Source organism: Paractinoplanes globisporus DSM 43857 (assembly GCF_000379645.1).
Classification (GTDB): Bacteria; Actinomycetota; Actinomycetes; order Mycobacteriales; family Micromonosporaceae; genus Actinoplanes; species Actinoplanes globisporus.
Window position 1 is genome coordinate 172435 of sequence record NZ_KB903296.1, and the last position, 26408, is coordinate 198842.

The window sequence follows — 26408 nt, forward strand, 5'->3', positions numbered from 1 at the left end:
CCGCGGTATCAGATATTTTCTGATCGGTTTCCTGCTCGCCGTGACCTTCGGGTTGCTGGGTAGGTCAGGCGCCGTCGCGCACTGGATTCCGGTGTCGGGCGTCCTTCTAGGATTCGCGCTGGCTTTCGGGTCGGTGATAGCCGGGGCGGTCGGATGGCTGCTGGTTCCCGACAAGAACCGGGCGACCCTGCACCAGTTCGCCTTCCTCCGGATGGTCGCTCACGACATCTTTCGAGGGCTGCCCGCCGGCCGCGCCCAGCCCAACTCGCCCGGCCGGATCTGAGCGGCCGTTTGTTCGGTGGCGCCATGGGAGAGGATCCGGCTGGCATATGGACTGCGGTTTCGACCATCCGACCTGGCCGGTGCCGGCGGTCAAACTGTTCGCGTTCGCCGGTGAGGCCGGCCCGCGCGGGGGCGGAACGATGGTGCTGGCGGGCACGCACCGCCTGGTCGACCGCTACCGCGAGGCCTTGCCGGAGCCGGTCGGCGCCGGCAAGGAGAACTGGCGCGGCGTACGGCCTGAGCGGGCCGGTCAGGTGGCCAGCTGGCGGCTCTCGCGGGCCACCTCGGCGTGGGCCTCCTGCACCAGCTCGTTGAAGTGGCGCAGCTCGTCCTCGGTCGGCCGGCGCTGGAACTCCACGTCGATCGTGAAGCCGTTGCCGGCCATGCGCGCGTCGAAGCGGGACAGCAGGCCGGCGGGCATGCGGGACACCACGTGGTACGTGTACGCCTGCTCGAGCGTCGAGCGGAGGGTGGTGCAGCCGCATTCCTGGCCGTCGAGCAGTGCGGTCAGGTGGGCGCGGGCGGCGAGCGCGGCGTCGGCTCGCGGGTCCATGACGGACAGGCCCTCGTCGAGCGCCTCGCGGGCCTCCTCCGAGCGGCCCAGATGCTGCAGGCAGATTCCGTACGCGGCCGCGGTGTGCCCGAGCAGTTCGGGATCGTCGCCGCGGCGGGCGGCGGCCACCGCCTCGCCCAGGCGCGCCGCGGCGGGGGACGGCCGACCGGCCTCCTGCAGGGCGATTCCCCAGTCGAAGAGCACCTGGCCGACCCGGTCGGCGCGGCCGATCCGCCTGGCCCGCGCGGCGGCGTCCTCGTACGTGAGCAGGCATTTTTCGGTGTCCCCGCCGTCTCTCAGCGCTTCGGCGAGATCGAGCACGGTCGACAGTGCGTCCTCCGCGCGATCCTGGCGGTCGTACGCGGCCAGCACCCGCCGCAGCGCCGCGCTCCGTGCGACCTGGTCACCGCGGTCGCGGGCCTGGTCGGCCAGGGCGCTGAACGCGGCGACCGTGGCCGGATGGTCCGGGCCGAGGCGGTCGCGCAGCGCGTTGGCCAGGTGGGCCACGAACAGGTGCGCGGCGGACGGATCGACGCCCTGCCGCACCCGGACCGTGGCGATCGTGGCGACCCGCTCGACGATGTGGTCGGGCAGATCGGCCAGCCCCGGGAAGAGCGGCCCGGTGTGCCCGCCGGCCTGCAGGATCAGGCCGCGCAGGGCGACCGCGCTCGCGACCCGCTCGTGCCCGGCCCGCTGGAGGATCGGCAGCGCCTCCTCGATCGCCTCGAGCGCGCCGGCCAGGTCGCCGAGGCGCAGCTGCACGTCGGCGAGCGGTTCCAGCCCGTACGCGTAGCCGAGGTGCTCGCGGCCGTAGAAGGCGAGCCGCCCGGCGCGCGACTCCCGCAGCGCCTCCGCGCCCTCGTCGAGCCGGTCGCTGAGCGCCAGCGCGATGCCCAGGTTGAGCTGGTAGCCGAGCAGGCGCTGCGGGTCCTCGCCCGGCGGCACGGGCACCGCGGCCGCCGCCCGGAAGCACTCGGCCGCCCAGGCCGGCTGCGCGGCGCGCAGGAGCACATTGCCCATGTCGGACTGTGCGGAGGCCCAGGCGGCACTGTCCTCGCCGTGTTCCTCGGCGACCTCGCCGACCGTGCGCTTCATCAGCTGCTCGGCGTCCATCACCCGGCCGTCCCTCAGCAGCGTCAATGCCTCGTCGAGCGGGCCGGTTGATGTTGATGAAGCGCTCATGGCGGCGGAGTGTAGCTGCATTCACGGACGTGGAAGAAGAGTTCGGCGGGGACCGAACCGGTTCCGGAATAACGTCGAGATCATGACCGATGACCGCATCGCGCGGCGCTGGGCGCTGGTCGCCACGAGCCTCGGGTTCGGGGTCGTTCAGCTCGACGTCAGCGTGGTCAACGTAGCCGTCCAGCCGATCCGCGCCGACCTGCACGCCTCCGTGAGTGGAGCGCAGTGGGTCGTCAGCGCGTACACCATGACGTTCGCGGCGTTCATCCTCAGCGCCGGGGCGCTCGGCGATCGGATCGGCGCCAAACGAGTGTTCGTGGCCGGTTTCGCGCTGTTCAGCCTGGCCTCGATCGGATGTGGCCTGGCCCCCGGGATCGGATCGCTGATCGGGTTCCGGGCCGTCCAGGGCATCGGGGCGGCGGTGCTGGTGCCCTGCTCGCTGAGCCTGCTCAGCCACGCGTTCCCCGATCCGGGCGAGCGGGCCCGGGCCGTTGGCCTGTGGGCGGCCGGCGCCAGCGTCGGCCTCTCCGGCGGGCCCCTGGTCGGTGGCGTCCTGACGGACGCCTTCGGCTGGCGATGGATCTTTCTGATCAACGTGCCGCTCGGCCTGGCCGGGATCGCCCTCACCATCCGGTACGCGTCGGAGACGTCCCGATCGAGGGACCGGGCCGTCGACCTGCCGGGTCAGATCCTGGCCGTGCTCGCGCTGGGCCTGCTCGCCGCGGCCGGCATCGAGGGCGGGCGGCTCGGCTTCGGCGATCCGTTCGTGCTGGGCGGACTGGTGGCCGCCTCGGCGGCGCTGGCCGGGTTCGTGGCGGTCGAGCGGCGCCGGACCGCCCCAATGCTGCCGCTGGACATGTTCCGGCAGCCGACGTTCGCCGCCGCGTCGGCGATCGGGCTCGTCGTGAACATCGCCTTCTACGGGCTCATCTTCGTGCTCAGCCTGTACTTCCAGACCGTCCGGCACTACTCGGTGCTGGCGACGGGACTGGCCTTCGCCCCCGCCACCGCCGTCGTCCTGCTGGCCAACCTCTCGTCGGGCGCGCTCGCCGCCCGGTTCGGCACGCGCCGGGTCATCGCGGGGTCGGGCCTGGTGATGGCGGCCTCGCTCGCGGCACTGCTGCCGGCGGGGCGCGAAACCCCGTACGCCGGCCTGGTTGTGCAGTTGATGGTGCTCTGCCTGGCGTTGGGGGTCCTGGTGCCCGCGATGACCTCGGCGTTGCTGGGCAGCGCCGATCGGAGCAGGTCCGGTGTCGCGGCGGGCACGCTCAACACCGCCCGGCAGACCGGCAGCGTGCTCGGGGTGGCGGTGTTCGGCTCGCTCGCCGCCGCGAACGTGGTCGGTGGCCTGCGCCGGTCGCTGGTCATCTCGATCGCGCTCGCTCTGATCGCGACGGTTCTGAGCAGACCCATGCGCGAGCGGGCCGCCGATCGCGAGATGGCGGCGGCCCGCTGACCTCGCGTCAGGCTTCCACCAGGCCGTGCTCGACGATGCCGGCGGCGATCAGGGCGTCGATCTCCTCGCCGGGCAGGCCGAGCACGCGGCGCAGGATCGCGCGGGAGTGCTCGCCGGGCAGCGGCGCCGGCTCGAGCGGAGGCTCCGCGACGTGCTGGAACACGGCGGGCGCGCTCTCCGCCGGCATCGGCTCGGCGATCCGCGGGTGGTGCATGGTGCGGAAGAAGCCGCGATCGGCCAGGTGCGGGTCGTCCAGCAGCTCGGGCACCCGCTGCATCATCGCGGCGGGCACGCCGGCCGCCTGCAACTCGGCCATCGCCCGCCGCGGCGAGCGCGCCGACGTCCACGCCGACACCAGGGCATCGATCTGGTCACGCCGAGCGATCCGGTCGCGCGCCGTGGGCAGATCCAACCCCGTTTGCAGTACGCCGTCGAGCCGTCGCCAATCCTCGTCGTCGCGCACGGTGACCACGCACCACTCGTCGTCGCCCGCGCACGGATAGACGCCGCGCGGCGCGTCGCCCGGCTGAGCGTTCCCGATCGGGACCAGCGAACCGGGGCGAATCGACTCCAGCGCCAGCTGATGGGGCAACTGACCGAGAATGACCTCGGCCTGGGCCACGCTCACCGTGCCGCCGCGGCCGGTGCGACGGCGGGCGATCAGCTTGGCCAGGATCGCGACCGCCTCGATCCGGGCGGCGACGTGATCGGGGTAGATCGTGGACGCGTCGCTGTGCCCGGCCTCGTCGTCGAGGTAGCGCCAGAGACCGCTGAGCCCGGTGGTGGCCCGCACCAGCGGCCCGTAACCCATCCGCCGGCTCCACGGCCCGCTCGGGCCGAACGCGCTCGAGTCGGCGACGACGATCCCCGGGTTGATCGCGGCCAGCTCGTCGTGGCCGAGCCCGAGCGACTCCATCGTGCCCGGCTTGAAGTTGGAGACGACCACGTCGGACTCGGCGACCAGCCGCTTGAAGATCTCGATGCCCTCCGGCGCGCGGAGGTTCAGGCCGAGCCCGAGCTTGTTGCGATGCCCGTACGCGAAGGACGGGCTGATCGCGGACCCGTCGAAGGTCTGCCGGCTGCCGTCCGGGAACGCCTTGTTCTCGACCTTGATGACCTCGGCGCCCATGTCCGCGAACAGCCGGCCCAACTCGGCGCCGACCACGATGACGCCGAGGTCGAGCACGCGCAGGCCGGTCAGCGGAAGCGACCGCCCGGCCCGGGGCGCCGCCGGCGGGACGGCGGGCGGTAGCGAGGCGAGCACCTCGGCGGTGTCCCGGCCGGGCGCGGGCGCCGGGGTCCGCACGCCGGCCCGCCGGCCGTCGATCTCCACGACGCCGTTCGGCATGAGCGCGCCCGGCACACCGTCGACCGCGGTGAACGCCGAGCGGGCCGTGAACTGCTCGGCGTGCAGGACCTCGGTCGGGGAGAGCAGGGCCGCCGTGGGAACGCCGTGCCGCTGGCCCTCGGCGACGATCTGCTCGCGGGTGCGGGTGGCGAACAGCCGGCCGATCGCGGGGTAGATCTTCCCGGCCGCGGCGAACCGCTTGCCCAGGTTGGCCAGGGCCGGATCGGCGAACTCCGCCGGCTCGCCGAGCCAGGTGAACATGCCCTGCCACTGGCGCGGGGCGAGGACGCAGATGCGCACCCAGCCGTCGGCGCAGCGGAAGATCGGGTAGAGGTGCCGGGCGTCGGGGCGGCCGCGCGGGCCGTTGGCGGCGGGCACGCCACCGGTGGCACTGCCGCCGATGCCGAAGCCGGGGTCGAGCACGCGGGCGGTGGCCTCGTACACCGAGACGTCCACCAGGTCGCCGGTCCCGGCGTAGTGGGCGAGCAGCGCCGCCCAGGCCGCCTGCGCGGCGGCCGACTCGTACGCCATCGATCCGGGCGGCAGCAGCGGCTCCCGGCCGGGCAGACCCGAGCGGGAGAGCACGCCGCCGAGCGCGAGGTGCGTCCACTCGGTCGCCTGCCAGTCCCGGTACGGCCCGGTGAGCCCGTAGTCGGTGACCGCCACGACGACCAGCCCGGGCCGGCGCTCCCGCAGCGCGCCGAGGTCGGCCGCGGCGTTGGTGACCAGGATGTCGGCGGTGTCGATCAGGCGCAGGAAGTCGTCCCCGTCCACGACGACCGCGCGCTTGTTGGCGTTGTGCGTGGCGTAGTAGAGGCTCACGCCGTCGACCAGTGGCTCCCGCTGTCGCGACGCGGCGCCCGCGGCCGGTTCCACCCGGATCACGTCGGCGCCCAGGTCGGCCAGCAGGCGGGAGGTCGTCTCCCCGAGACCGTCGGTGCGGTCCAGGACGCGGACTCCGGTCAGGGGCAGGTTCTCGTCCACAGCGGCCTCCTCGGGGCGTGCGGTGCGGTAGGTCACACCATCGCCGCCGGGATGGGCTCTCGTAAATCTCTGTTTCGCGCACGTTACGTGCCGCGCGCCGCAACGTGAGCCGCACATCCTTTGCCGGTGATCGTTCAGCAACGTCAGACTGGGTGCCATGGACATCCAGCAGCTGCGCTGCTTCCTCGCGGTCGCCGAGGAGCTGCATTTCGGCCGGGCGGCCGAGCGGCTGCACATGACCGCCTCCCCGGTGAGCCGTACGGTGCGCGACCTGGAGCGCGAGCTCGGCGCCGACCTGTTCGTCCGCGGCTACCACCAGATCGAGCTGACCCCGGCCGGGCGCGAGCTGGCGGTCCGCGTGCCGCCGCTGCTCGTCGCGTTCGACCGGTTGCGCAGCGAGATCCAGCTGGTCGCGGCGGGGGAGGAGCGGGTGGTCCGGCTGGGCGGCTCGCACCTGTCGCCGCCGGGCGTGCTCGACGCCGTCGTGGAGTGCGCCGAGAAGGGCAACCCCGGCCGCCGGGTGGACGTGACCCTCGCACCCTCCGCCGAGCTGCTGCCGCCGCTCGGCCGGGGCGAGCTGGACGCGGCCGTGGTGCACCTGCCGGTCGCCGAGCCCGGGATGATGTCGGTCGGCCTCGCCGAGTACCACTTCATGGTCGCGATGCGCCGCGACGACCCGCTGGCCGGCCGCTCCGAGCTGGCCATCGCCGACCTGGCCGACCGGACCGTCGTGACCTATCCGCTGGCGCTCCAGCCGCTGGCCATGCAGGGCCTGCGCGACGACCTGGTGAGCCGCGGCCTGCGCCACTTCCACCTGCTGGCCGGCGCGGACGCGGCGATGCTGGCCGGGCACGTGCGCCGCACCGGCGACCTGACCTTCACGCTGGCCCCGCACACCGGCGGCTCGGCCCGCATCTTCGACGACCCCGCGTTCGCGCTGGTGCCGGTGATCGACGGGCCGCCGTTCCGGCTGGGCCTGGTCTGGCTGGCCGACCGGGCCACCGACCGGGTCGTCGCGGGCCTGGTCGACGCGGTGCGCGAGCGCTGGTCGCGCGGCGAGTGGGAGATCTGACCCCGGAGCTCAGCGCCGCCAGCGCACGGGAGTGCCGTCGTCCGGGCGTACGGTATCGGTCTCGGCCAGATGATGCAGGTGGGCGAGGGTCTCGCTGAGCGCCATCCGGCGCGGCATGCCGCGTAGTGCGTCCCAGCCACGTGACCAGGTCAGCCCGGCCGCGATCGCCCATGCTGTGGGCGCACCCAGTGCGTCGATCACCCCCAGGATCTCGTGGCCGCGCTCGTCGTGGTGGCGGATCAGCGCGGCCGCCCGGTCGTCGATGCCGCGGAAGCGGTACTCGTGCGCCGGCAGCGCCTCGTCCGCGCCGAACTTGGCGGTCAGCTCCAGCGAGTCCAGGTAGTCGCCGAGCGGGTCGCCGTCGATTCCCTCGTGGACGCCGATGTTCGGACTGATCCGGGGGAGCAGGTGGTCGCCGGTCAGCAGGATGCCGGCCGCCGCGTCGTGCAGGCACAGGTGGCCGGGCGTGTGCCCGGGAGTCCATATCGCCCGTACGCCGTGCCGGGTCAGCGGCAGCAGGTCGCCGTCCTCGATCGGGCGGTCCGGCTCGGCCATGCCGAGGATGTCGTCCATCCGGGACGGGTCGATCGTCATCCCGGGCGCCTCGTCCTCGGGGACGCCGTGCCGCAGCAGCCAGGCCCGGTCGGCCTCGACGTTGTGGTCGCGCCACAGCCGGCCGGGCAGCGAGCGCGCCTCGGCCGGGTGCATGCCGATCCAAGCCCCGCTGTGCTCGCGCAGCCAGCCGCTGAGGCCGTGATGGTCCGGGTGCACGTGGGTGACCACGACGCCGGTAACGTCGCCGGGCCGCGCGCCGGCCGCGCCCAGGCCGGCGGTCACCGCCTCACGGCCGGCCGGGGTGTCCCAGCCCGGGTCGACCAGAAGCACGTCGGCGTCGTCCAGGAACGCGTAGCTCAGCGTGTACCGCAGCGGGTTGTGCGGGATCGGGACCGGGATCGACCACACGCCGGGCCGGACCTGCTCGACGGGCGGGAGGACGCGCTGCTGCCAGGCCTCGTGCTGGCCGGTGCCGGTGACGATCACGCGTCCACCGCCGTGACGGCGCTCAGCAGGAAGTCGACCAGGAGCCGGGCGTGCGCCGCCGTGTCGCCGGCCAGGGCGGCCCGCCGGTCGGCCGGCGTGGTCAGCGCGTGCATCATCGCGCCGCCGATCAGCGTGTCGAGCAGCAGCGTGACCGAGATCGTGCCGGGCAGCTCGGCCCGGTCGATGCCGCGCCGCACGATCGCCCGCGCGGCCACCACCTGGGCCTTGCGCATCGACAGGTAGTGCTCGGCGACGCCGGGGATCGCTTCGGCCTCGAGGTTGAGGCGGATCGCCGCGCGGCTGGACGAGCCCACGTAGAGGTCGAGCATCTGGGTGGCGAGCTCGACCAGGTCGCCGTGCAGGGTGCCGGTGTCGACGTCGCTCACCCGGGGCAGGCCGGCCGTGATGGCGTGCGTGAGCAACGCCTCCTTGCTGTTCCAGCGCAGGTAGAGGGAGGCCTTGCCGACGCACGCGCGGCGGGCCACCGCCTCCATCGCGAAGCCGGCCCAGCCGGCGTCGCCGAACACGTCCAGGGCGGCCTGGGCGATCCGCCGGTCCACCTCCGGATCCCGGGGGCGGCCCGGTGCTGCTGCGGGCGAAGCGCTCATCGCCATCTCCATATTGCTGAACGGTTATCGTCAGGATACAGTCGCCGATAAGTGAACGGAAGGCGTTCAGTATTGGAGGCGCTCATGACCCCCGACGAGCTCGACCCGCGTACCCCGATCGTGGTGGGCGTCGGGCAGGCTTCGGAACGCCTCGACGAGCCGGGCTATCGGCGCCGGTCGCCGGTCGACCTGGCCGCCGACGCCGCGCGCGAGGCCCTTGCCGACACCGGCGCCGACGCGGCCGCGGTGGCCGCCGCCATCGACACGGTCGCGGGCACGAGGCAGTTCGAGAACTCGACTCCGATGGCGCGGGCGCCGCTCGGCCGCTCCGACAACTTCCCGCGCTCGGTCGCGTCGCGCGTCGGTGCCGCGCCGCGCCGGGCGGTCCTCGATGTCGCCGGTGGGCAGAGCCCGCAGCACCTGGTCAACGAGTTCGCGGCCACCATCGCCGCCGGCGGGGCTTCGGTGGTGCTGATCTTCGGCTCGGAGGCGATCTCCACAATCGAGAAATATGCGGCCGACTCCGAGAAGCCGGACTTCTCCGAGCACGTGGATGGTGATCTGGAGGATCGCGGGTACGGGCTCCGCGGGCTGGTGAGCATGCACCAGGCCGCGCACGGGCTCACCGACGCGCCGAGCCAGTACGCGCTGTTCGACAACGCGCGGCGGGCGCGGCTCAAGCTGTCCCGCCAGGAGTACGCGGCGGCGATCGGCGCGCTGTTCGCCCCGTTCACGCGGGTCGCGGCGGCCAACCCGCACGCGGCCGCGCCGGTCGAGCGCGACGCGGGCGAGCTGGTCACGCCGACCGCGGCCAACCGGCCGATCGCCGACCCCTACACCCGGTACGTCGTCGCCCGGGAGAAGGTCAACCAGGGCGCGGCGGTGCTGCTGACCTCGGTCGGGGCCGCGCGCCGCCTGGGCATCCCGGCCGGGAAGTGGGTGTTCCTGCCGGGGCACGCCGACCTGCGCGAGCGCGACCTGATGGAGCGGGCCGACCTGTCCGCCGGCCCGGCCTCGGCCATGGCGGCGCGGCACGCGCTGGAGGTGGCCGGGATCGGGGTCGACGACCTCGCGACGATCGACCTGTACAGCTGCTTCCCGGCGCCGGTCTTCACCATCGCGGACGCGTTCGGGCTCGCGGCCGACGATCCGCGCGGGCTGACGCTCACCGGCGGGCTGCCGTTCTTCGGCGGGGCCGGCAACAACTACTCGATGCACGCCATCGCCGAGACCGTCCAGCGTGCCCGGTCGGCACCCGGCAGCTACGGGTTCGTCGGCGCCAACGGCGGGGCGATGAGCAAGTACTCCGTGGGCGTCTACACGACCACTCCGTCGGCGTGGCGGCCCGACCGCAGCGGCGCGTTGCAGGCCGAGATCGACGGGTGGGCGGCGCCCGGGGAGGCGCGTCAGGCCGACGGCTGGGCGACTGTCGAGACGTACACGGTCAAGCACGAGCGCGACGGAAAGCGGACCGGAATCGTGATCGGCCGGCTGGAGGACGACGGCCTTCGTTTTGTCGCGCGAGGCGACGACCGTGATTCCTCGCTGCTGGAGCTGCTCGGAAGCGACGAGCCGATCGGCAAGCGGGTCTATGTGCGCTCGTTCGGCTTCGGCAACCGGGCCACCGCCTCTCCGGAAGCGATGGACTCACTCTTTCCCGTTTCGCCCGCGGTGCTGCGTGACAATTACGAGCACATTCTCGTACGCCGGGAGGGGCACCTCCTCGAAGTCACGATCAACCGGCCTTCGGCGCGCAACAGCCTGCATCCGATGGCGAACGACGAGCTGGATCATGCTTTCTCCGCGTTCTTCGCCGACGACGACCTCTGGGTGGCGATCCTCACCGGGGCCGGGGACAAAGCGTTCAGCGCCGGGAACGACCTCATCTACTCGGCCAGCGGCAAACCGATGTGGGTGCCGAAGAACGGCTTCGCGGGCCTGACCAGCCGCCGGAGCATGCCCAAGCCGGTGATCGCCGCGGTCAACGGCTTCGCGATGGGCGGCGGCTGCGAGATCGCGCTGGCCTGTCATCTGGTGGTGGCCGACGAGACGGCGAAGTTCGCGCTGAGCGAGGTCAAGGTGGGCCTGATCGCCGGCGCCGGGGGATTGGTGCGGCTGCCGCGCACGGTTCCGGTCAAGCTGGCCCACGAGATGATCCTGACCGGCCGCCGCCTGACCGCCGCCGAGGGGCTCGCGTACGGCCTGGTCAACCGGGTCGCGCCGGCCGGTGAGGCGCTGTCGGTGGCCCGTGAGCTGGCGGCCGGGATCCTCGACTCGTCGCCGACCTCGGTGCGGATCTCGCTGCAGGTGATGGAGGAGACCCGCGGCATGCCGGACGTCGTCGACGCGGTCAACCACCACAGCCCCGCCCTCGACGAGCTGATGGTCAGCGAGGACGCCCGGGAGGGGCTGACCGCGTTCGCCCAGAAGCGCAAGCCGCGGTGGCGCAACCGTTAGCGGGTCTGTTTGGCGATCAGATCGCCCGGGACCGGCAGGCCGGCCGCACCGAAGACCTCTTCCTCCTCGACCTCGGCGGTGCTCAGGTGGGCGGGGCGGCTGCGCGGCAGGGCCATGGCGACGAGGACGCCCGCGGCCAGCGCGACCGCGGCGCCGACGATGAAGATCCAGACGTACTGGGCCTCGCGGGGCAGGGGCGCGCCCGGGATCAGGTTGCGGGTGACCATGGTGACCACGAACGCGGTGCCCAGCGACATGCCGACCGAGCGGGAGATCGAGTTGACGCTGTTCGCGATGCCGGTCTCGGCCGGCGCGACGTTGGCGATGAGCAGGGCGGGCAGGGCCGCGTAGCCGAACATGACCGCCGTGTTGACCAGGGCGGCGCCGGCGATGATCTCCCAGGTGTCGGCGTGCAGGACGGCCAGCATCGCGAAGCCGCCGGCGGCCAGCAGCGCGGCGATGACCAGCGTGGCTTTGGCGCCGAACCGGGAGACCAGGCGGCCGCCGAGCGGCGCGGTGACCACGCCGCCGAGGGTGCCCGGCAGCAAATAGACGACGCTGGCTGCGAGCACGGTCGAGCCGAAGCCGTAGCCCGTCAGCCCCGGCGGCGTCTGGACCAGGGCGGAGACGGCGAGGAACACCGCGAACATGGAGAACCCGAGGAACAGCCCGGCCGCGTTGGCGATCACGATCGGCCGGTGCGTGAGCATGCGGGTGGTGACCAGCGGCTGGCTCATCCGGCGCTCGATCAGCACGAAGACGGTCAGCACCACGGCCGCCGCGACCAGCGAGCCGATCACGCGCGTGGACCCCCACCCCCATTCGTTGCCCTCCTCGAGCGGCAAGATCAAAAGCACCAGACCCAGCCCGAGTACGGCGGCACCGACCCCGTCCAGCCGTCCGGTGGCAACGGCCTCCCGGCGCGGGAGAAGCCAGACGCCGATGACGCCGACGACGCTGAGCGCGGTGGCCAGCCAGAACAGCCGGTGGTAGTCCCCGTCGTGGCGCATGAGCAGCCCCGTGACGGTCAGCCCGAGCCCCGCGCCGACCGCCAGCATGCCGCTGACCAGGGCCATCGCGCCGGTCAGCTTGGCCGGCGGGAGCTCCTCGCGCAGCACCCCGATCGACAGCGGGAAGAGCCCGAAGCTGGTGGCCTGCGCGACCCGGGCGAGCAGCAGAAGCGGCAGGCTGGAGGTGGTGGCCGCGAGGATCGACCCGGCCAGCACGACCAGCAGCACCCCGAGCATGACCGGCCGCCGCCCGTGCAGGTCGCCGAGGCGGCCCAGCATCGGCGTGAACACGGCCGCCGCGAGCAGGTTGGCCGTGACCACCCAGCTGGCGGACGTGGCCGACACCCCGAGGTCGGCCTGGATATTGGCGACCACCGGCACGACCAGAGTCTGGAGCGCGGCGACCAGCAGCACGGCGTAGCAGGCAACCGGCAGAGCCAAACGGGTACGCATTTGCCGACCGTAGATCCGTTGCCGAGGATTCTCAACACAGTGTCGAAAACCCGCGATGTGACGTCGATTGCACCCTGTAAACTCGCCCCCGTGCCCGCCACCCGCAGCCGCCGCGCCCCCACGAAGGGCGACCAGCGTGAACTGGCCCTGCTCGACGCCGCCCGCGTCGTCTTCCGCGACAAGCCGATCAGCGCCGTCACCATCGACGAGCTGGCCGGTGCGGCCGGCATAGCCCGCTCCGGCTTCTACTTCTACTTCGAGTCCAAGCAGGCCCTGCTGGCCGCCCTGGTCGACCAGGTGGTCGGCGAGGTCGACTCGGAGATGGCCGAGTGGCTGGCCTCCGACGGCCTCGATCGCGGCGCGTTGCGGCGGGGCCTGCAGCGCTCCCTGGCCCGCTGGATGGTCGACGGGCGCTGGCTGCGCGAGGCGTTCATCGCCCCCGACCCCGGCCCCGACATGCTGCAGGTGCGCGAACGGCTCTTCACCACCGGTTGCACTCTTTTCCGGGCGCGCATCGAGCGCGACCTGCGCGCCGGCCTTCCGGTGGGTGGTCCGCCCGAGCTGGTGGCCACGATGGTCCTGCACCTGCGAAACATGACCTTCGCCGACGCCTTCGCCAAGCCCGGCCTCCACACGGAGGACGAGCTGCTCGACACCCTCACCGACGCCATCCTCCGCCTCGTCTACGGCGTGACGCCGTAGGACGGCCTGCCCTCAGATATTGAGGCGCCAAAACGAGGTGTGCGGGCGAATCACGAACGCGGAATGAGCGTCATGCCGAAGTTTTCGCGCCTTGCCGTCCTGCCAGGCCGACCAGGCGGAGTTGTCCTCGGGCACCAACCAGATCAAGCGCGGCGGCGGCTCCAGGGCGACGGCGTGAGCGGAAATCCCTTCGGGGCTGTGGCGTGCTGCCTCATAGAGCTTCCGAGTGGTTTTGTGATAGGTCCCCTCGGTCGTTGCTCCGCGAAAGGCCATCAGTGGGGTGGCCAGGCCGCTCGCGGCGGCCCACCAGTACTCGCCGGCCAAACAGGACATCACGGTAATCAGCAGAAAGGCGACCGCCAGCGCGTTGTGCATCGTGAACTCGGCCCGGATCTTCGCCGAAAGGGCTCCCGCTTGGGAAGCGTTCTTCCGAAGCCAGTCGTATCCTTCCCCCGCAGCCTCGTCGCTCAGGACCCACCAGTATTTCGGGCGCCACGTCCGCAGGCCGCTTTCGTACACGGAACGGCTTGGTCGCCCGGGCAACCACCAACCGCGTTCGTTGCCACGCTGCACGGCCTTGGTCAGCGGCGCGATCACGTACCCGACCACGAACGGCACGAACAGCAGAGCCAGCGTGGCGACCGGAAGCGCATTGCCGCTGTCGAGCTTGCCCCCGACAACTGTGCTCAGCAGACTCTGCCAATCATCCTGACCGAGCAAAAGTATCCAGGAACCGAAAAGGACAAGCCCCGGGATGTATCTCGCGAACATGTCGAAGAAGACCTGCGGGATGAGTTCGGCCAGGGCCTTCATCGGGCTCCTCCTCGCGGGCACTTGGGGTGCCGATGCCGAGAGTTGGAATCGTCGCACGGCGAGGCTCAACCACGCACTCGCCGGCGGCCGGCTAGATCCAGGTCGTTGCGAGCCAGGCGGTCGCGGCGGCCAGCAGCAGGGCGCCTATGTTGAGGCCGATCAGGCGGGCCTCGCCGCGGGACAGGTGCAGGGCGGTGGCGCCGATCTGGAGCAGGACGAAGCCGAGCGCGGCGGCCAGGGCGAGGCCGGGGGCGATGCCGGTGAGCGGCGGCAGGATGAGCCCGAGAGCGCCGAGAATCTCGATCGCGCCGATCGCCCGGACCGCGGGCATCGGGATCGTGTCGACCCAGCCCATCATCGGTCGCAACTGATCCTGGGTGCGCGCCACCTTGAGCCCGCCCGAGTACAGGTAGAAAACGGCCAGCAAGCCGCCGGCGATCCAGTACGCGATCTCCATGATGTGCCCCTTCACCAGGATGGTTACCGTTCGGAAGTAGCCCCATCATGGGGCAGTATCGGGACGCGTACAAAAGGCACATTCGTGTGCGTGAGGCACAAGGGGTTGTCATGTCCGACTACGAGCACACCTGCATGATCCGGGGTGACGGCGGAAAGACGATTCGCGCCATCCTCGATCAGATCTGCAACAAGTGGACGCTTCTGATCGTGGCGACGCTCGATCGGAGCCGGGTTCGCTTCACCGACCTCCACCAGCAGGTTCCCGGCATCTCGCAGCGGATGCTGACGCTCACCCTGCGCAATCTCGAGCGGGACGGACTGGTTCTGCGCACCGTGCACGCCGAGGTGCCACCCCGGGTCGAGTATGAGCTGACCGCGATCGGCCGGAGCCTGCTGCCGCCGGCGCTGGCGCTGGCCGGCTGGGCGATGGAGCACGTGCCGCAGATCGAGGCGAGCCGCGCGGCCTACGAGCAGCGATCAAGCCCGGGCCGCTGAATCGATGGGAGTTAGCGGCCTGGGCGAGACGTGCCGCTTCGGAGGAACGTCGGGTCTGTCCGTAATCGGACCGGCCGGGACACTTGTCCGCGGGCCGATGTACTGATCAGATCACCTGACCCCTATGGACGGAGCCCTGTGTGTCCGAAGTGATCGAGGCCGGGCCGAGCCCTTCATCACCGGCGGAAAACATCATCTCGGCAAAGGTGATCATCGCCGGCGGAATGGATTCGTCGAAGGCCGACTTCGTGAACGCCATCTCCGAGCTCGGGTCGCTCACCGCCGAGACGGAGCCGAAGGACGGCGACCTCAGCAGTAACCGGCCGGTCCTCATGGACTTCGGGCGGATCAGCGTCGCCGACGACCTGATTCTCTACCTCTTCGGCACGCCGGGTCAGACGCGACTGTGGTTCATGTGGGACGAGCTGTTCCGGGGAGCGATCGGCACCGTCGTTCTCGTCGACACCCAGCGGCTCGCGGAGTCTCTCGACGCGGTGCGATTTCTCGAGCACCGTGGGCTCGCCTACGTCATCGCGGCCGAGGCACCCGACTTCACCGTCCGCGTCGATCCGCAGGCGGTGCGCGACGCGCTGGCCATCGCCCCGGACGTGCCGGTGCTCAGCGTCAATCCGCGCCGCCGCGAGTCGGTGAAGGCCGCCATCGTCGCCCTCGTCGACTACGCCACGCATCGGCTGCGGCGCGGGGAGCGCCCGGCCTAACCGAGCAGCGCCGCCAGCGGATCGTCCTCGGCCGGCGGGTCGAAATCGATCCCGCCCGCCATCGCGACGACCATCGCCCGGTACTGCGGCCCGTGCTCCGCGAACGGCGTCGACAACTCGATGGCGATCAGTCGCGAGCCATCGGACGAGGGCACGAACGCCTCCAACTGCCACACCGGCACCTCCGCCCCCGCCGCGAGCGTGTGCTGCCCCGGAATCGCCGGGTTCGGCAACAGCAGCGTGTGCTCGAAGAACGCCACCGGCCCGTCCGGCAGGTCGACGATGTCCGCCTGGCCCGCCTCGTGCGCCCGCGCCTTGCCGACCAGCACGTCCCGCAGCACCAGCCGCGGGTTCCGCGAGCCGGGGAAGTCCATCAGCGTCACCACCAGGGACGACGTGATGAGCTGGCCGTTGAGCGCGGACAGGTGCCGCCCGATCCCGCAGTAGAGCGCGTTCCGCTCGGCCAGCGCCGACAGGAACACGTACAGCGAGCTGAACACGAACTCCCCGGCCTGCCGTTGCGCGGGCGTGCCCAGCTCGTCCACCAGCCGCCTCGTCACGTCGACGGTCGACGCGATGTCGTCCAGCGGCAGCTCGGCGTACCCGGACGGGATCGACAGCCGGACCGGGATCTCAGTTGTCTCCGCCACCGGTCACTCCGTCCCAGGCCGTGGTGGCCGTCTTCTTGGTCGCGCCGATGGTCTTGTTGACGAAGTTGAGCATGTCGGCGGTGGCGCCCGGAATCGACGCCGCGCCGGGCTCGAGCAGTCGCACGCCCTCCAGCGCGTTCCCGATCTTGGGGATCTTCGCCACCTGGTTCATGACGATGCCGGGGTCGTGCGCCACGGTGCTCGCGATGTCGACGATCGTCGGGAAACCGCGAGTGCCCTCCGCAAAAAGCGAAGTGCCCGCCTTGATCGATTTGGTGGCCACGCCGACGCCGGGGACCAGCCCGATCACGTCGCCGCCGAGCTGCACCAGCGAGCCCCAGTTGCCAGAGAAGTTCCCGTGCAGGATCTCGCCCAGATCGCCGCGCACCTTCGGGTCGGCGAGCGTCGTCGCCAGCGCCCCCGCCCCGGCCACCAGCGAGACACCGAGCGCGATCGCGTCGATGGGCGGGGGCGTGCAGAGCGCGATCAGCCCGGAGATCGCCGAGACCGTGCTCAGCACCGCGTGGATGTCGTCGAGATGGTCCTTCACCCAGTCGCCGACCGCCGAGACCGCGTGCGCGATGCCGTGCCCGAGCCGGCTGAGCAGCCCGGGCTTGTGCGGCGCGAAATCGGCCGCGTCTCGCAGCTCGCCCGCCGCCCGGTTCGCCACGTCGTCCCACTCGTCCCGCAGGTCACGGGCTTTCCGGCGTACGGAATCAAGCTTGTCTTCCGCGGCACCGAGGTCCGTGTTCGCGTTGCGGAGGGCGAGCGCCGCGTTGTCCAGCCGCCGCTGGGCGTTCTCCAGCGCCGCATCGGTGTCGAAGGTCTGCCCGGCCAGCCCCAGGTCGGGGTTGCCGGCCGCCTGCTGCTGCCGCGAGCGCGCCGCGGAAAGCTCCTGGTCGGCCTGGGCCGCCTGCTGCTCCAGGGCGGCCGCGCGTTCCCGGAAGCCGCCGAGCGACGTGCCCCAGCCCCGCAGCGTGGTCACCGCCTGGTTGAGCGACCGGTTCGCCTTGCCGAGGTCGTCGATCAGCGTCGAGCTCAGGTGCTGCCGGAACTGGTCGCCGGCCGCGCCCTGCCACACCGCCGAGTTGTCGTTGCGCAGCCGGTTCATCAGGTCGTTGGCCTGGCCCATCGAGGACGCGGCCGAGCTGATCCGCTGCTGCAGCGACGACACGCTCTCGACCGACCCCGGACAAGGATCAAAACCCAGATGGGGGTACGCGGTTGGCACCGTCACCTCTCAGAGATCATCGTGACTTGCCGAAGCGCGGCGGTCCGCCCGGCCGGTAGAGCCGGGCCTCGCTCGCCCACGGCGCCTTACCGGCCGGCTTGTCCGGCGAGTCGGCGAACCACACGCGGTACTTGTCGAGCAGATCCCAGTCGACGAACTGGTAGGGCGGCGGCAGCTGACCCGCGCTGCCGTCGCGCAGCGCCGCGATCCCGTCCCGCAGCACCTCGTTGTTCAGGTACGGGTTCCAGCTGAGCCGGATCGTGTCCGCCCCACCGCCCGGCGGCCGGTAGACCCCGATCGTCGCCGGTTCGCCGGCGAACTCGAGCGTCCCGCCCGGCGCCACGATCGCCTCCGGGCGCTCGTACGGCGTGCCGTTGAGCTTGCGCAGCTTGGCCTGCGAGTAGAGCTCGCCCAGCCGCGCGCCGCCGTGCGGGTCGAGCACCTGGAACGAGTCCTCGTTGCGCTGCCACCGGTACGACTCCCAGGCGTCGAACGTGAGCGCCGCCTTCCAGACGTTCGCCTCCGATGCCCAGTGCCCGATCCGGTAGTTCAGCCGCCGCCACGGCAGGGCCGCCAGCAGCGAGTACGTGTCCCGCGCGTTCTCATAGGCTCGCTTCTCCGCCTTGCCGCCGGTCGCGGCGGCCGCCTCCAGCGCGGGCAGCCCGGCGCCGAGCGCGCTCGCCAGCTGGGGCTCCCCGGCAAGCGCCGAGCCCGGCCGGATGGTGTCGGGGGGTGCCATGCTCCTGCTCCCAAAAAGGCGTCAGAAGGCCTGGTCGATCAGGCCGAGAGGCTGTTGAAGCGTGGTCACCGCGTCGGACACGGCCTGGTCGGTGCCGGTGTACGCCTGCTGCACGTCGCGTACCGCGCCGGTGGTCTCGGTGACCAGCTCGCCGAGCTGTTTCGCGCCGTACTCCCAGCTGTGCTGGAAATCCTCGGCGGCGTCGTTGAGCTTGTCGTTGCCGATCCGCGTGTCGTTGCCGGAGAGCAGCTTCGGCAGGTCGGCGAGCTGCTGCTGCGCCTGCTGAAGAGTGGTCACGTACTGGGCGAGCGTGTCCAGCTCGACCTGGAAGAACTCGGCCATTTCTCCCACCGGGGCGCCGTCGCGACAAGTAGGGGAGGACAGTACCAAAACTCGACCTCTCAAGCGGGCGCGGCCGCTGCCGATCAAGGCGGTCACATCGAACGTCAGGAGAGGCTGCGGAATGAAGGTGGATCTGGCCACGGTGCGGGTCACGGCCAAGCGGGGAGCTCTGGCCGGCCGGTTTGCGGACTTCCGGGTGGGCACCAAGATCTATGTATCGGTGTTCGTCGTGGCGGTCGCCGCGCTGGCCATCGGCGTGCTCGGGATCGACCGGATGAACAGCCTCAACGAGAACGTCAAGCTGATGAAGGCCCGCCATGTCGACGGGCTGGTGCAGTTGAGCACGTTGCGCGGCGCGTCCGGTGACGGCTTCCAGTTCCTGTTCGGCTGGAAGATGACGCCGACCGCCGCGGGCAAGGCGAAGTACCGCCAGCAGATCGAGGCCGCCGACGTCGCGTTCCTGGCCGCGACCGACAAGTACCAGGCGATCGCCGCCGGCTCGCCGCAGCTCAGCACGGCCGCCCAGCTCGTCGAGACGAAGTACAACTACTACCAGACCCTGCGCGACGTCGTGCTGTTCGGCGCGACCCCGCCGGCCGGCTTCGAGGTGCCCGGCTCCGACAAGATCGGCGCGGTCTGGAGCCAGACCCAGACCGACCTGAAGACGGCGATCGGCCAGCTCCAGGCGGCCGAGGACAGCGAGTCGGGCGCCGAGGCCGCCGCCGCGCAGACCTCGTACCGCGATGCCCGCACCCAGCTGATCGCCGTCATGGCGGTGGGTCTGCTGGTGGCGCTGGTCCTCGCCATGTTCGTCTGCCGCCTGATCATGCGCCAGCTCGGCAGCGTCGCCGACTCGCTGGCCGCGGTCGCCCAGGGCGACCTGTCGGTGCCGGCCGAGGTCCGGGCCCGCGACGAGCTCGGCGCCATGGCGATGGCCGTCAACGAGGCCCGCGACGGCCTGCGCGAGGTCGTCGGCAAGCTCACCGCCAGCTCCACCGCGCTCGGCCACAGCACCGACCAGCTGGCCGGCAGCACCCTGCGGATCGGCGCGTCGGCCGAGGAGGCCGCCCGCCGGGCCGACGAGGTCGCCGAGGCGGCCGGCGCGGTCTCCTCGAACGTGCAGACCGTCGCGGCCGGCAGCGAGGAGATGGGCGCGTCGATCCGCGAGATCGCGCAGAGCGCCAACGAGGCGGCCCGGGTCGCCTCCGAGGCCGTCGGCGTCGCCGAGAACACCAACGCCACCGTGTCCAAGCTGGGCGTCTCCAGCGCCGAGATCGGCAACGTGGTCAAGGCGATCACCGCGATCGCCGAGCAGACCAACCTGCTCGCCCTCAACGCCACCATCGAGGCCGCCCGCGCCGGCGAGTCCGGCAAGGGCTTCGCCGTGGTCGCCTCCGAGGTCAAGGACCTCGCCCAGGAGACCGCCAAGGCCACCGAGGACATCTCCCGCCGGGTCGAGGCGATCCAGCAGGACACCGAGAGCGCGGTCGTGGCGATCGGCGAGATCTCGCACATCATCGCCCGCATCAACGACTACCAGCTGACGATCGCCTCGGCGGTCGAGGAGCAGACCGCGACCACCGGCGAGATGAGCCGCAGCGTCGCCGACGCCGCCCACGGCAGCGCCGACATCGCCGGCACGATCTCCGGCGTCGCCGACGCGACCCAGACCACCACCGCCACGCTGGTCGAGACCACCGGCGCGGTGAACGAGCTGGCCGGCATCACCGCCGAGCTCCAGCAGGTGATCGGCCGCTTCCGTCTCTGACGCTGTTCTGCCAAAAAGAGCCGGCCCTCGGGCCGGCTCTTTTTGTGCGCCGAAAAACGGGTACGCACGCTTCCGGAGACACGAAAGGAGCACAGCATGACGACCGCACGAGAGATCATGACCGCCGACTGCACGTGTGTCGGGGAGAAGGAGACGCTGGCCGACGCCGCGCACAAGATGGCCGACCTGGGTGTCGGCTCGCTGCCGATCTGCGGCGAGGACAACCGGCTCAAGGGCATGCTCACCGACCGGGACATCGTGATCAAGACGGTCGCGGCGGACCGGAACCCGGCCGAGGTCACGGCCGGGGAACTGGCGCAGGGCAAGCCGGTGACCATCGGGGCCGACGACGACACCGCCGAGATCCTGCGCACGATGGGCCGGTACAAGGTCCGCCGGCTGCCGGTCATCGACGGCCACCAGCTGGTCGGCATGGTCGCGCTGGCCGACGTCGCCCGGGCCTTGCCCGACCGCCCGGTGGGTGACCTGATGGACGCCATCTCGACTCCGTGATCCCGGCATCCGCGACATATGCGGAAACCGGCCCGGTTCAACGGCGGCGCAGGGGGTACGCGTGCGCAGGTGAGCGCTACGCGGACCCCCACGCCGATCCCGATTCGCCCCTGGCCGCTGCGCCCGCAGGTGCGTGGCTCGGCGCTGGCCCGAATCCTGCGGACCACGGACGCGAAGCAGATCGGGATCATGTACCTGGTCACGGCGTTCGGGTTCTTCCTGGCCGGCGGCTTCATGGCGCTGCTCATGAGGGCCGAGCTCGCCCGGCCCGGCATGCAGATCCTCTCGCCCGAGCAGTACAACCAGCTGGTCACCATGCACGGCACGATCATGCTGCTGCTGTTCGCGACGCCGATCCTGTTCGCGTTCGCCAACTTCGTCGTGCCGATCCAGATCGGCGCGCCCGACGTCTCGTTCCCGCGGCTCAACGCCCTCGCCTACTGGCTGTACCTGCTGGGCGGCACCATGACCGTGGCGGGCTTCCTCACGCCCGGCGGCGCCGCGGACTTCGGCTGGACGGCCTACGCGCCGCTCAGCGACTCGGCGAACTCACCGGGCGTCGGCGGCAACATGTGGGCGTTCGGCCTGGTGCTCTCCGGCGTCGGCACGATCCTGGGCGCCGTCAACATGATCACCACGATCCTGACCCTGCGCGCGCCCGGCATGACCATGTTCCGGATGCCGATCTTCACCTGGAACATCCTGCTCACCGCGCTCATGGTGATCCTGGTCTTCCCGTTCCTGGCGGCGGCGCTGATGGCACTGTCCGCCGACCGGATCCTCGGCGCCCACGTCTTCGACGCGGACACCGGCGGCCCCATGCTCTGGCAGCATCTGTTCTGGTTCTTCGGGCACCCCGAGGTGTACATCGTGGCGTTGCCGTTCTTCGGCATCATCACCGAGATCGTGCCGGTCTTCAGCCGCAAGCCGGTCTTCGGCTACAAGGGCCTGGTGTCGGCCACGCTGCTGATCGCGATGCTGTCGATGAGCGTGTGGGCGCACCACATGTTCGCCACCGGCCAGGTGCTGCTGCCGTTCTTCAGCTTCCTGTCGTTCCTGATCGCCGTGCCCACCGGCATGAAGTTCTTCGTCTGGATCGGCACGATGTGGCGCGGCCAGATCAGCTTCGAGACACCGATGATGTTCGCGATCGGCTTCCTCGTCACCTTCCTGCTGGGCGGCCTGTCCGGCGTGCTGCTGGCGTCGCCGCCGATCGACTTCCACGTCACCGACTCGTACTTCGTCGTGGCGCATTTCCACTATGTGCTGTTCGGCACGATCGTGTTCGCGGTCTTCGGCGGCATCTACTTCTGGTTCCCGAAGATGTTCGGCCGGATGCTCGACGACCGGCTCGGCAAGGTCCACTTCTGGCTCACCCTGATCGGCTTCCACACGACGTTCCTCGTGCAGCACTGGCTGGGCGCCGAGGGCATGCCCCGCCGGTACGCCGACTACCTGCCCGGCGACGGCTTCACCACGCTCAACACGGTCTCGACGATCGGCGCGTTCATCCTCGGTGCGTCGCTGCTGCCGTTCCTCTACAACTGCTGGAAGGCGTACCGGGTGGGCCCGGTGGTGACCGTCGACGACCCGTGGGGCCACGGAAACTCGCTGGAGTGGGTGACGTCCTGCCCGCCGCCGCTGCGCAACTTCGAACGCATGCCCCGGATCCGCTCCGAGCGACCCGCCTACGACGCGCGACGGGCGGCCGCGCGCCGGCTCGAGCAGCGGGCCCGCTCCTGATCCGCGGCGGCCACGGTTCGGCCGCCGCGACGAGAATTCACGGTAGCCATACCGGGCGAAGGCCGATTAGGACGCGCGGTACGGGGTACGCGGCGAGCCATGACCGAGAAACAGACCCCCGACGTGATCGACGTACTGACCGCCGATCACCGTGATGTCACCGCCCTGATCGGCGAGATCTGGACGATCCGCGACCCGATGATTCGCCGCGACCTGGCCGACACCGCGATCAGCGAGCTGGTCAGGCACGCCGTCGCCGAGGAGATGTATGTCTATCCGGCGATGCGCAAGCACCTGCCGGACGGCGACCATGCCGTGGAGCACGACGTCGAGGAGCATCAGGAGCTGGAGCAGGCGATGAAGGACCTCGAGGGGCTCGAGGTCTCCGGCCCGGAGTTCGACAAGACGCTGCGCCGCCTCGAGACGATGCTGGCCGACCACATCCAGGACGAGGAGTCCGAGCAGTTCCCGGAGCTGCGCCGCCGGATCCCGCACGACGAGCTGGTGGAGCTGGCCCACAAGGTGGAGCGGGCGAAGAAGCTGGCACCGACGCGGCCGCATCCGGGCGCCCCCAACAACGAGCTCTTCCACAAGATCGCTGGACCGGGCGTCGGCCTGGTCGACCGGCTGAAGGACATGATCAGCCAGCGCGCCACCAGTTGACCCGCCGGACCGGTCACTGCCCCAGGACGCGCAGCGCCGATTCGACCTCGGGCGGCAGTCGGCGCCGGCGCCGCAGAGCCCACGGCAGATCACGCAGCACGCCGCACACGGCCAGCGGATCGGCCCGTAGCTCCGCGGCGACGACGCCGGCCACCCGGCGCACCGGGCGCCGCAGAAGCGCGGTGAGCACCCGGTTGCGGGCCTCGCGGCGGAGCCGGGCCCGCGGGTCGCGCCCGGCCGGGTCCGGGAAGTGGTGCACCACCAGCTCCGGGACGTAGCACAACCGCCAGCCGGCCGCGGCCAGATCCATCGCGTGCAGGGCCTCCTCGCCGTACACGAAGAGACGGCGCTGAAAACCGCCGGCCGCGAGAAACGCGTCGCGCCGGACCACGACGGCGCAGGAGAGAAAACCTAGGATCGACGGCCCGGCGCCGCCCGGCGGCGTGCCGAGCGGCGCGGCGGCCATGCCGGCCGAGACCGGATCGAGGCGGCCCGCGGTACCCACCCGGACCTGGGCCGCGAGCAGTGCCGTCCGCGGATGTGCCCGCAGCAGCGCGGCGGCGCGGGCGAGCGAGCCGGGCGCCCAGTACGAGTCGTCGTCGGCGAACGCCACGAACGGCGTGGTGGCCTGCCGGACGCCGATGTTGCGGGCGGCCGCCCCGAGGTTGGTATCCAGCCGGATCAGCCGCGCCCCGTCGACGGGCGGTGGCACCCGCGACCCGTTGTCCACCACGATCACCGGGGCCCGGTGGTGCGGGATGGTGTCCCGCACCCGGTCCGGCCGGTCGCGGGTGACCACCACCACGGTGACCTCGCCGGTCTCGACCGTCGGCAGCGGGCCGGCGAGCGTCATGCGAGGGACGCGGGGAAGCGCTGCCACACCCGGTGCGACGCGAGCAGTGGCCGCACCGCCTCGAAGGCGCCCGGGCCGGAGCCCGCTGTCACCACGCCGGCCGTTTCCGCGATACCGGCCTGCCGCAGCACCTGCTCGCCGTCGCCCCACGCGCCGATCGCCTTCGCGTGCCGCCACGCCTCGGCGGCCAGCATGAGCACCCGCGGGTCGATCCCGGACTGAGCGGCGGCGCCGGCCTTCGCGTCGCGCGCCGGAAGCGCGTCCGGCGCCGGCCCGGGAGCCGCGGCGAACAGCAGCGTGTCGAACTCGACCGAGCGGGCGGTCGCGAACGTCCGCTGGACGGTCAGGTCGCCCACCTTGCCGCCGTGCGCGGCGATGACCAGCGGCACCATCCCGGCGGCGAACACCGCCTCGACGACCTCGGCCACGTCGGCGGCCTCGCCGGTCACGATGCCGACGACCCGGCCGTCGGCCGGCCACTCGACGCCGACCTGGGACAGGGCCGGGCTGGGGGTGACCTCCACGACCGGGCGGTCCGGGGCGGGCGCGGGCAGCCCCAGCGACGCGGCGACCTGCTCGCACAGCACCGGGTCGATGGTCGCGAGACACCGCAGCTGACGCTCCTTGATCGCCTGCTCGTAGCACTTGCCCAGCTCGAACGCGTACGCGCTGACGATGTGCTCCTTCTCGACCGGGGACATGCTGCGCCAGAAGAGGCGGGCCTGGCTGAAGTGGTCGTCGAACGAGACGGGGTTCTCCCGGATCTTCGGGGCCTCGGCGACCCGGACGGGCACGTCCACGAAGCCGCGGTCGCCGGCCGTGAACGGGTTGCCGCCGTCCAGCGAATTCGGCCGGTACGGCGCCACGCCACCGTGTACGGCGTCCTGGTGGAAGCCGTCCCGGAGCATGTCGTTGACGGGCGCGTGCGGCCGGTTGACCGGGATCTGCGAGAAGTTCGGGCCGCCGAGCCGGGTGAGCTGCGTGTCCACGTACGAGAAAAGGCGGCCCTGCAGCAGCGGGTCGTTGGTCACGTCGATGCCCGGCGGCAGCTGCCCGAGGTGGAACGCCACCTGCTCGACCTCGGCGAAGAAGTTCGTCGGCACCCGGTTGAGCACGAGCTTGCCGACCGGCTGCACCTCGGCCAGCTCCTCCGGCACGAGCTTGGTGGGGTCGAGCAGGTCGATACCGGCGAATGTCTCCTCCGGGGTGTCCGGGAAGACCTGCAGGCCCAGCTCCCACTCCGGGTACGCGCCGGCCTCGATCGCGTCGTACAGGTCGCGGCGGTGGAAATCCGGGTCCACGCCGCCGATCAGCTGGGCCTCCTCCCAGGTCAGCGAGTGCACGCCGAGCTTCGGCTTCCAGTGGAACTTGACCAGCACCGTCTCCCCGGCCTCGTTGACCAGGCGGAACGTGTGCACGCCGAAGCCCTCCATCATCCGGTACGAGCGGGGGATGCCGCGATCGGACATGTTCCACATCGTGTGGTGCTGCGCCTCGGTGTGCAGCGAGACGAAGTCCCAGAACGTGTCGTGCGCGCTCTGCGCCTGCGGGATCTCCCGGTCCGGATGCCATTTCGCGGCGTGGATGATGTCCGGGAACTTGATCGCGTCCTGGATGAAGAACACCGGCATGTTGTTGCCGACCAGGTCGAACGTGCCCTCACCGGTGTAGAACTTCGTCGCGAAGCCGCGGGTGTCGCGCACGGTGTCGGCCGATCCCCGCGACCCGAGCACGGTGGAGAAGCGTACGAAAACTGGAGTCTGCCGGCCTTTCTTCAGGAACGCGGCCCGGGTGATCGGCTCTGCGGTCCCATAGGCGGTGAACAGGCCGTGCGCGCCGGCGCCGCGGGCGTGCACCACCCGCTCCGGGATGCGCTCGTGATCGAAGTGGGTGATCTTCTCGCGGAAGTGGTGGTCCTGCAGCAGGATCGGGCCGCGGGGGCCCGCCTTGAGCGAGTGGTCGGTGTCCCGCAGCGGGGTGCCCTGCGACGTGGTCAGGAGGGCGCCCTGCTGGGCGTTGCCGGTGCTCGCGGCGCCGCTCTCGGCCCCGGTGGGGAAGCGGGTGTCCGGGGTGCCCTGCTCTTTCCTCGGCGGCAGCGGATCGTGCGGCGCGGTCGGCTCGTCGACGGACGGAGTGCCGCTGCCCGGCGAGCCGGGAACGACCGGCTCCGCCGTGGCGGCCTCCAGAACCTCCTTGATGGCGTCCACCGGCTTGCGCGGGTCCATGCTGCGGCTCCTTCACGGTTGCTGAGCGAGTCCGCGGCCACATACCC

Annotated in this window: 24 protein-coding genes; 11 read left to right on the forward strand and 13 right to left on the reverse strand. The window is 71.4% G+C overall.

Annotated elements, in window-relative coordinates; all coding sequences use genetic code 11:
• The first annotated feature begins 40 nt into the window (after positions 1-40).
• Positions 41-283, forward strand: coding sequence for a hypothetical protein (locus tag A3CQ_RS0110155; RefSeq protein ID WP_157295630.1), 243 nt, complete (start codon positions 41-43; stop codon positions 281-283).
• Between the two features lie 249 nt (positions 284-532).
• On the opposite strand, the gene A3CQ_RS0110160 is transcribed toward A3CQ_RS0110155, so the two are convergent.
• A complete protein-coding gene (locus A3CQ_RS0110160; RefSeq protein ID WP_157295632.1) occupies positions 533-2017 on the reverse strand; it encodes a tetratricopeptide repeat protein in 1485 nt (494 codons plus the stop codon).
• An 82-nt stretch (positions 2018-2099) separates the two neighbouring features.
• Here A3CQ_RS0110160 and A3CQ_RS0110165 point away from each other — a divergent pair, with 82 nt between their 5' ends.
• On the forward strand, positions 2100-3473 hold the full coding sequence (locus tag A3CQ_RS0110165; RefSeq protein ID WP_020510826.1) for an MFS transporter: 1374 nt from the start codon (positions 2100-2102) through the stop codon (positions 3471-3473).
• A 7-nt stretch (positions 3474-3480) separates the two neighbouring features.
• On the opposite strand, the gene A3CQ_RS0110170 is transcribed toward A3CQ_RS0110165, so the two are convergent.
• Positions 3481-5805, reverse strand: coding sequence for a CaiB/BaiF CoA-transferase family protein (locus A3CQ_RS0110170; protein WP_040432129.1), 2325 nt, complete (start codon positions 5803-5805; stop codon positions 3481-3483).
• A 157-nt stretch (positions 5806-5962) separates the two neighbouring features.
• Between A3CQ_RS0110170 and A3CQ_RS57225 the strand changes: the two genes are divergently transcribed.
• Positions 5963-6877, forward strand: a complete 915-nt coding sequence (locus A3CQ_RS57225) for a LysR family transcriptional regulator (RefSeq protein ID WP_020510828.1) — start codon at positions 5963-5965, stop codon at positions 6875-6877.
• A gap of 9 nt (positions 6878-6886) precedes the next feature.
• Here the strand turns inward: A3CQ_RS57225 and A3CQ_RS52235 are convergent, their stop codons facing one another.
• Both A3CQ_RS52235 and A3CQ_RS0110185 read right to left on the reverse strand, forming a co-directional pair.
• Complete coding sequence (locus A3CQ_RS52235) at positions 6887-7918, reverse strand: MBL fold metallo-hydrolase (protein WP_020510829.1); 1032 nt, start codon at positions 7916-7918, stop codon at positions 6887-6889.
• A complete protein-coding gene (locus A3CQ_RS0110185; protein WP_026205517.1) occupies positions 7915-8526 on the reverse strand; it encodes a TetR/AcrR family transcriptional regulator in 612 nt (203 codons plus the stop codon). The genes A3CQ_RS52235 and A3CQ_RS0110185 overlap by 4 nt, the downstream gene beginning before the upstream one ends.
• Positions 8527-8610: 84 nt before the next feature.
• Here A3CQ_RS0110185 and A3CQ_RS0110190 point away from each other — a divergent pair, with 84 nt between their 5' ends.
• On the forward strand, positions 8611-10983 hold the full coding sequence (locus A3CQ_RS0110190) for an acetyl-CoA acetyltransferase (RefSeq protein ID WP_026205518.1): 2373 nt from the start codon (positions 8611-8613) through the stop codon (positions 10981-10983).
• On the opposite strand, the gene A3CQ_RS0110195 is transcribed toward A3CQ_RS0110190, so the two are convergent.
• On the reverse strand, positions 10980-12446 hold the full coding sequence (locus A3CQ_RS0110195; protein WP_020510832.1) for an MFS transporter: 1467 nt from the start codon (positions 12444-12446) through the stop codon (positions 10980-10982). The genes A3CQ_RS0110190 and A3CQ_RS0110195 overlap by 4 nt on opposite strands.
• Before the next feature lie 90 nt (positions 12447-12536).
• On the opposite strand from A3CQ_RS0110195, the gene A3CQ_RS52240 reads away from it, so the two are divergent.
• Positions 12537-13148: a TetR/AcrR family transcriptional regulator gene (locus tag A3CQ_RS52240; RefSeq protein WP_020510833.1), complete on the forward strand. Its 612-nt coding sequence runs from the start codon at positions 12537-12539 to the stop codon at positions 13146-13148.
• A gap of 12 nt (positions 13149-13160) precedes the next feature.
• On the opposite strand, the gene A3CQ_RS0110205 is transcribed toward A3CQ_RS52240, so the two are convergent.
• Entirely contained in the window at positions 13161-13961 is an 801-nt protein-coding gene (locus tag A3CQ_RS0110205) for a hypothetical protein (protein WP_020510834.1), read from the reverse strand.
• Between the two features lie 91 nt (positions 13962-14052).
• The gene (locus A3CQ_RS0110210) at positions 14053-14418 is read right to left on the reverse strand and encodes a DoxX family protein (protein ID WP_020510835.1); all 366 of its coding nucleotides are present in this window, start codon (positions 14416-14418) and stop codon (positions 14053-14055) included.
• A 110-nt stretch (positions 14419-14528) separates the two neighbouring features.
• On the opposite strand from A3CQ_RS0110210, the gene A3CQ_RS0110215 reads away from it, so the two are divergent.
• Both A3CQ_RS0110215 and A3CQ_RS0110220 read left to right on the forward strand, forming a co-directional pair.
• Positions 14529-14915, forward strand: coding sequence for a winged helix-turn-helix transcriptional regulator (locus A3CQ_RS0110215; protein WP_020510836.1), 387 nt, complete (start codon positions 14529-14531; stop codon positions 14913-14915).
• Positions 14916-15139: 224 nt separating this feature from the next.
• Complete coding sequence (locus tag A3CQ_RS0110220) at positions 15140-15634, forward strand: GTP-binding protein (protein ID WP_084699005.1); 495 nt, start codon at positions 15140-15142, stop codon at positions 15632-15634.
• Here A3CQ_RS0110220 and A3CQ_RS0110225 read toward each other — a convergent pair.
• The 4 genes from A3CQ_RS0110225 to A3CQ_RS0110240 are packed head-to-tail and all read right to left on the reverse strand — an operon-like array spanning position 15631 to position 18596.
• Positions 15631-16284, reverse strand: a complete 654-nt coding sequence (locus A3CQ_RS0110225) for a hypothetical protein (protein WP_020510838.1) — start codon at positions 16282-16284, stop codon at positions 15631-15633. The two genes, A3CQ_RS0110220 and A3CQ_RS0110225, sit on opposite strands and share 4 nt — an antisense overlap.
• Complete coding sequence (locus tag A3CQ_RS0110230) at positions 16268-17521, reverse strand: hypothetical protein (RefSeq protein ID WP_157295637.1); 1254 nt, start codon at positions 17519-17521, stop codon at positions 16268-16270. The genes A3CQ_RS0110225 and A3CQ_RS0110230 overlap by 17 nt, the downstream gene beginning before the upstream one ends.
• A gap of 10 nt (positions 17522-17531) precedes the next feature.
• Positions 17532-18254, reverse strand: a complete 723-nt coding sequence (locus tag A3CQ_RS0110235) for a hypothetical protein (protein ID WP_020510840.1) — start codon at positions 18252-18254, stop codon at positions 17532-17534.
• Positions 18255-18275: 21 nt separating this feature from the next.
• Complete coding sequence (locus A3CQ_RS0110240) at positions 18276-18596, reverse strand: DUF6317 family protein (RefSeq protein WP_020510841.1); 321 nt, start codon at positions 18594-18596, stop codon at positions 18276-18278.
• A 121-nt stretch (positions 18597-18717) separates the two neighbouring features.
• Here A3CQ_RS0110240 and A3CQ_RS0110245 point away from each other — a divergent pair, with 121 nt between their 5' ends.
• The 4 genes from A3CQ_RS0110245 to A3CQ_RS0110260 all read left to right on the forward strand — a co-directional run bounded on the left by A3CQ_RS0110245 (position 18718) and on the right by A3CQ_RS0110260 (position 23283).
• Positions 18718-20364, forward strand: coding sequence for a methyl-accepting chemotaxis protein (locus A3CQ_RS0110245; RefSeq protein ID WP_020510842.1), 1647 nt, complete (start codon positions 18718-18720; stop codon positions 20362-20364).
• A 96-nt stretch (positions 20365-20460) separates the two neighbouring features.
• Positions 20461-20877, forward strand: a complete 417-nt coding sequence (locus A3CQ_RS0110250) for a CBS domain-containing protein (protein WP_020510843.1) — start codon at positions 20461-20463, stop codon at positions 20875-20877.
• Positions 20878-20895: 18 nt separating this feature from the next.
• Entirely contained in the window at positions 20896-22620 is a 1725-nt protein-coding gene (gene ctaD / locus A3CQ_RS52245) for an aa3-type cytochrome oxidase subunit I (protein ID WP_020510844.1), read from the forward strand.
• A 99-nt stretch (positions 22621-22719) separates the two neighbouring features.
• Positions 22720-23283: a hemerythrin domain-containing protein gene (locus tag A3CQ_RS0110260; RefSeq protein ID WP_020510845.1), complete on the forward strand. Its 564-nt coding sequence runs from the start codon at positions 22720-22722 to the stop codon at positions 23281-23283.
• A 13-nt stretch (positions 23284-23296) separates the two neighbouring features.
• On the opposite strand, the gene A3CQ_RS0110265 is transcribed toward A3CQ_RS0110260, so the two are convergent.
• Positions 23297-24136 carry a glycosyltransferase family 2 protein gene (locus A3CQ_RS0110265; protein ID WP_020510846.1) on the reverse strand — a complete coding sequence of 280 codons (840 nt, stop codon included), beginning with the start codon at positions 24134-24136 and terminating at the stop codon, positions 23297-23299.
• Entirely contained in the window at positions 24133-26361 is a 2229-nt protein-coding gene (locus A3CQ_RS0110270) for a catalase (protein ID WP_020510847.1), read from the reverse strand. Before A3CQ_RS0110270 ends, A3CQ_RS0110265 begins: the two co-directional genes overlap by 4 nt.
• Positions 26362-26408 lie beyond the last annotated feature (47 nt).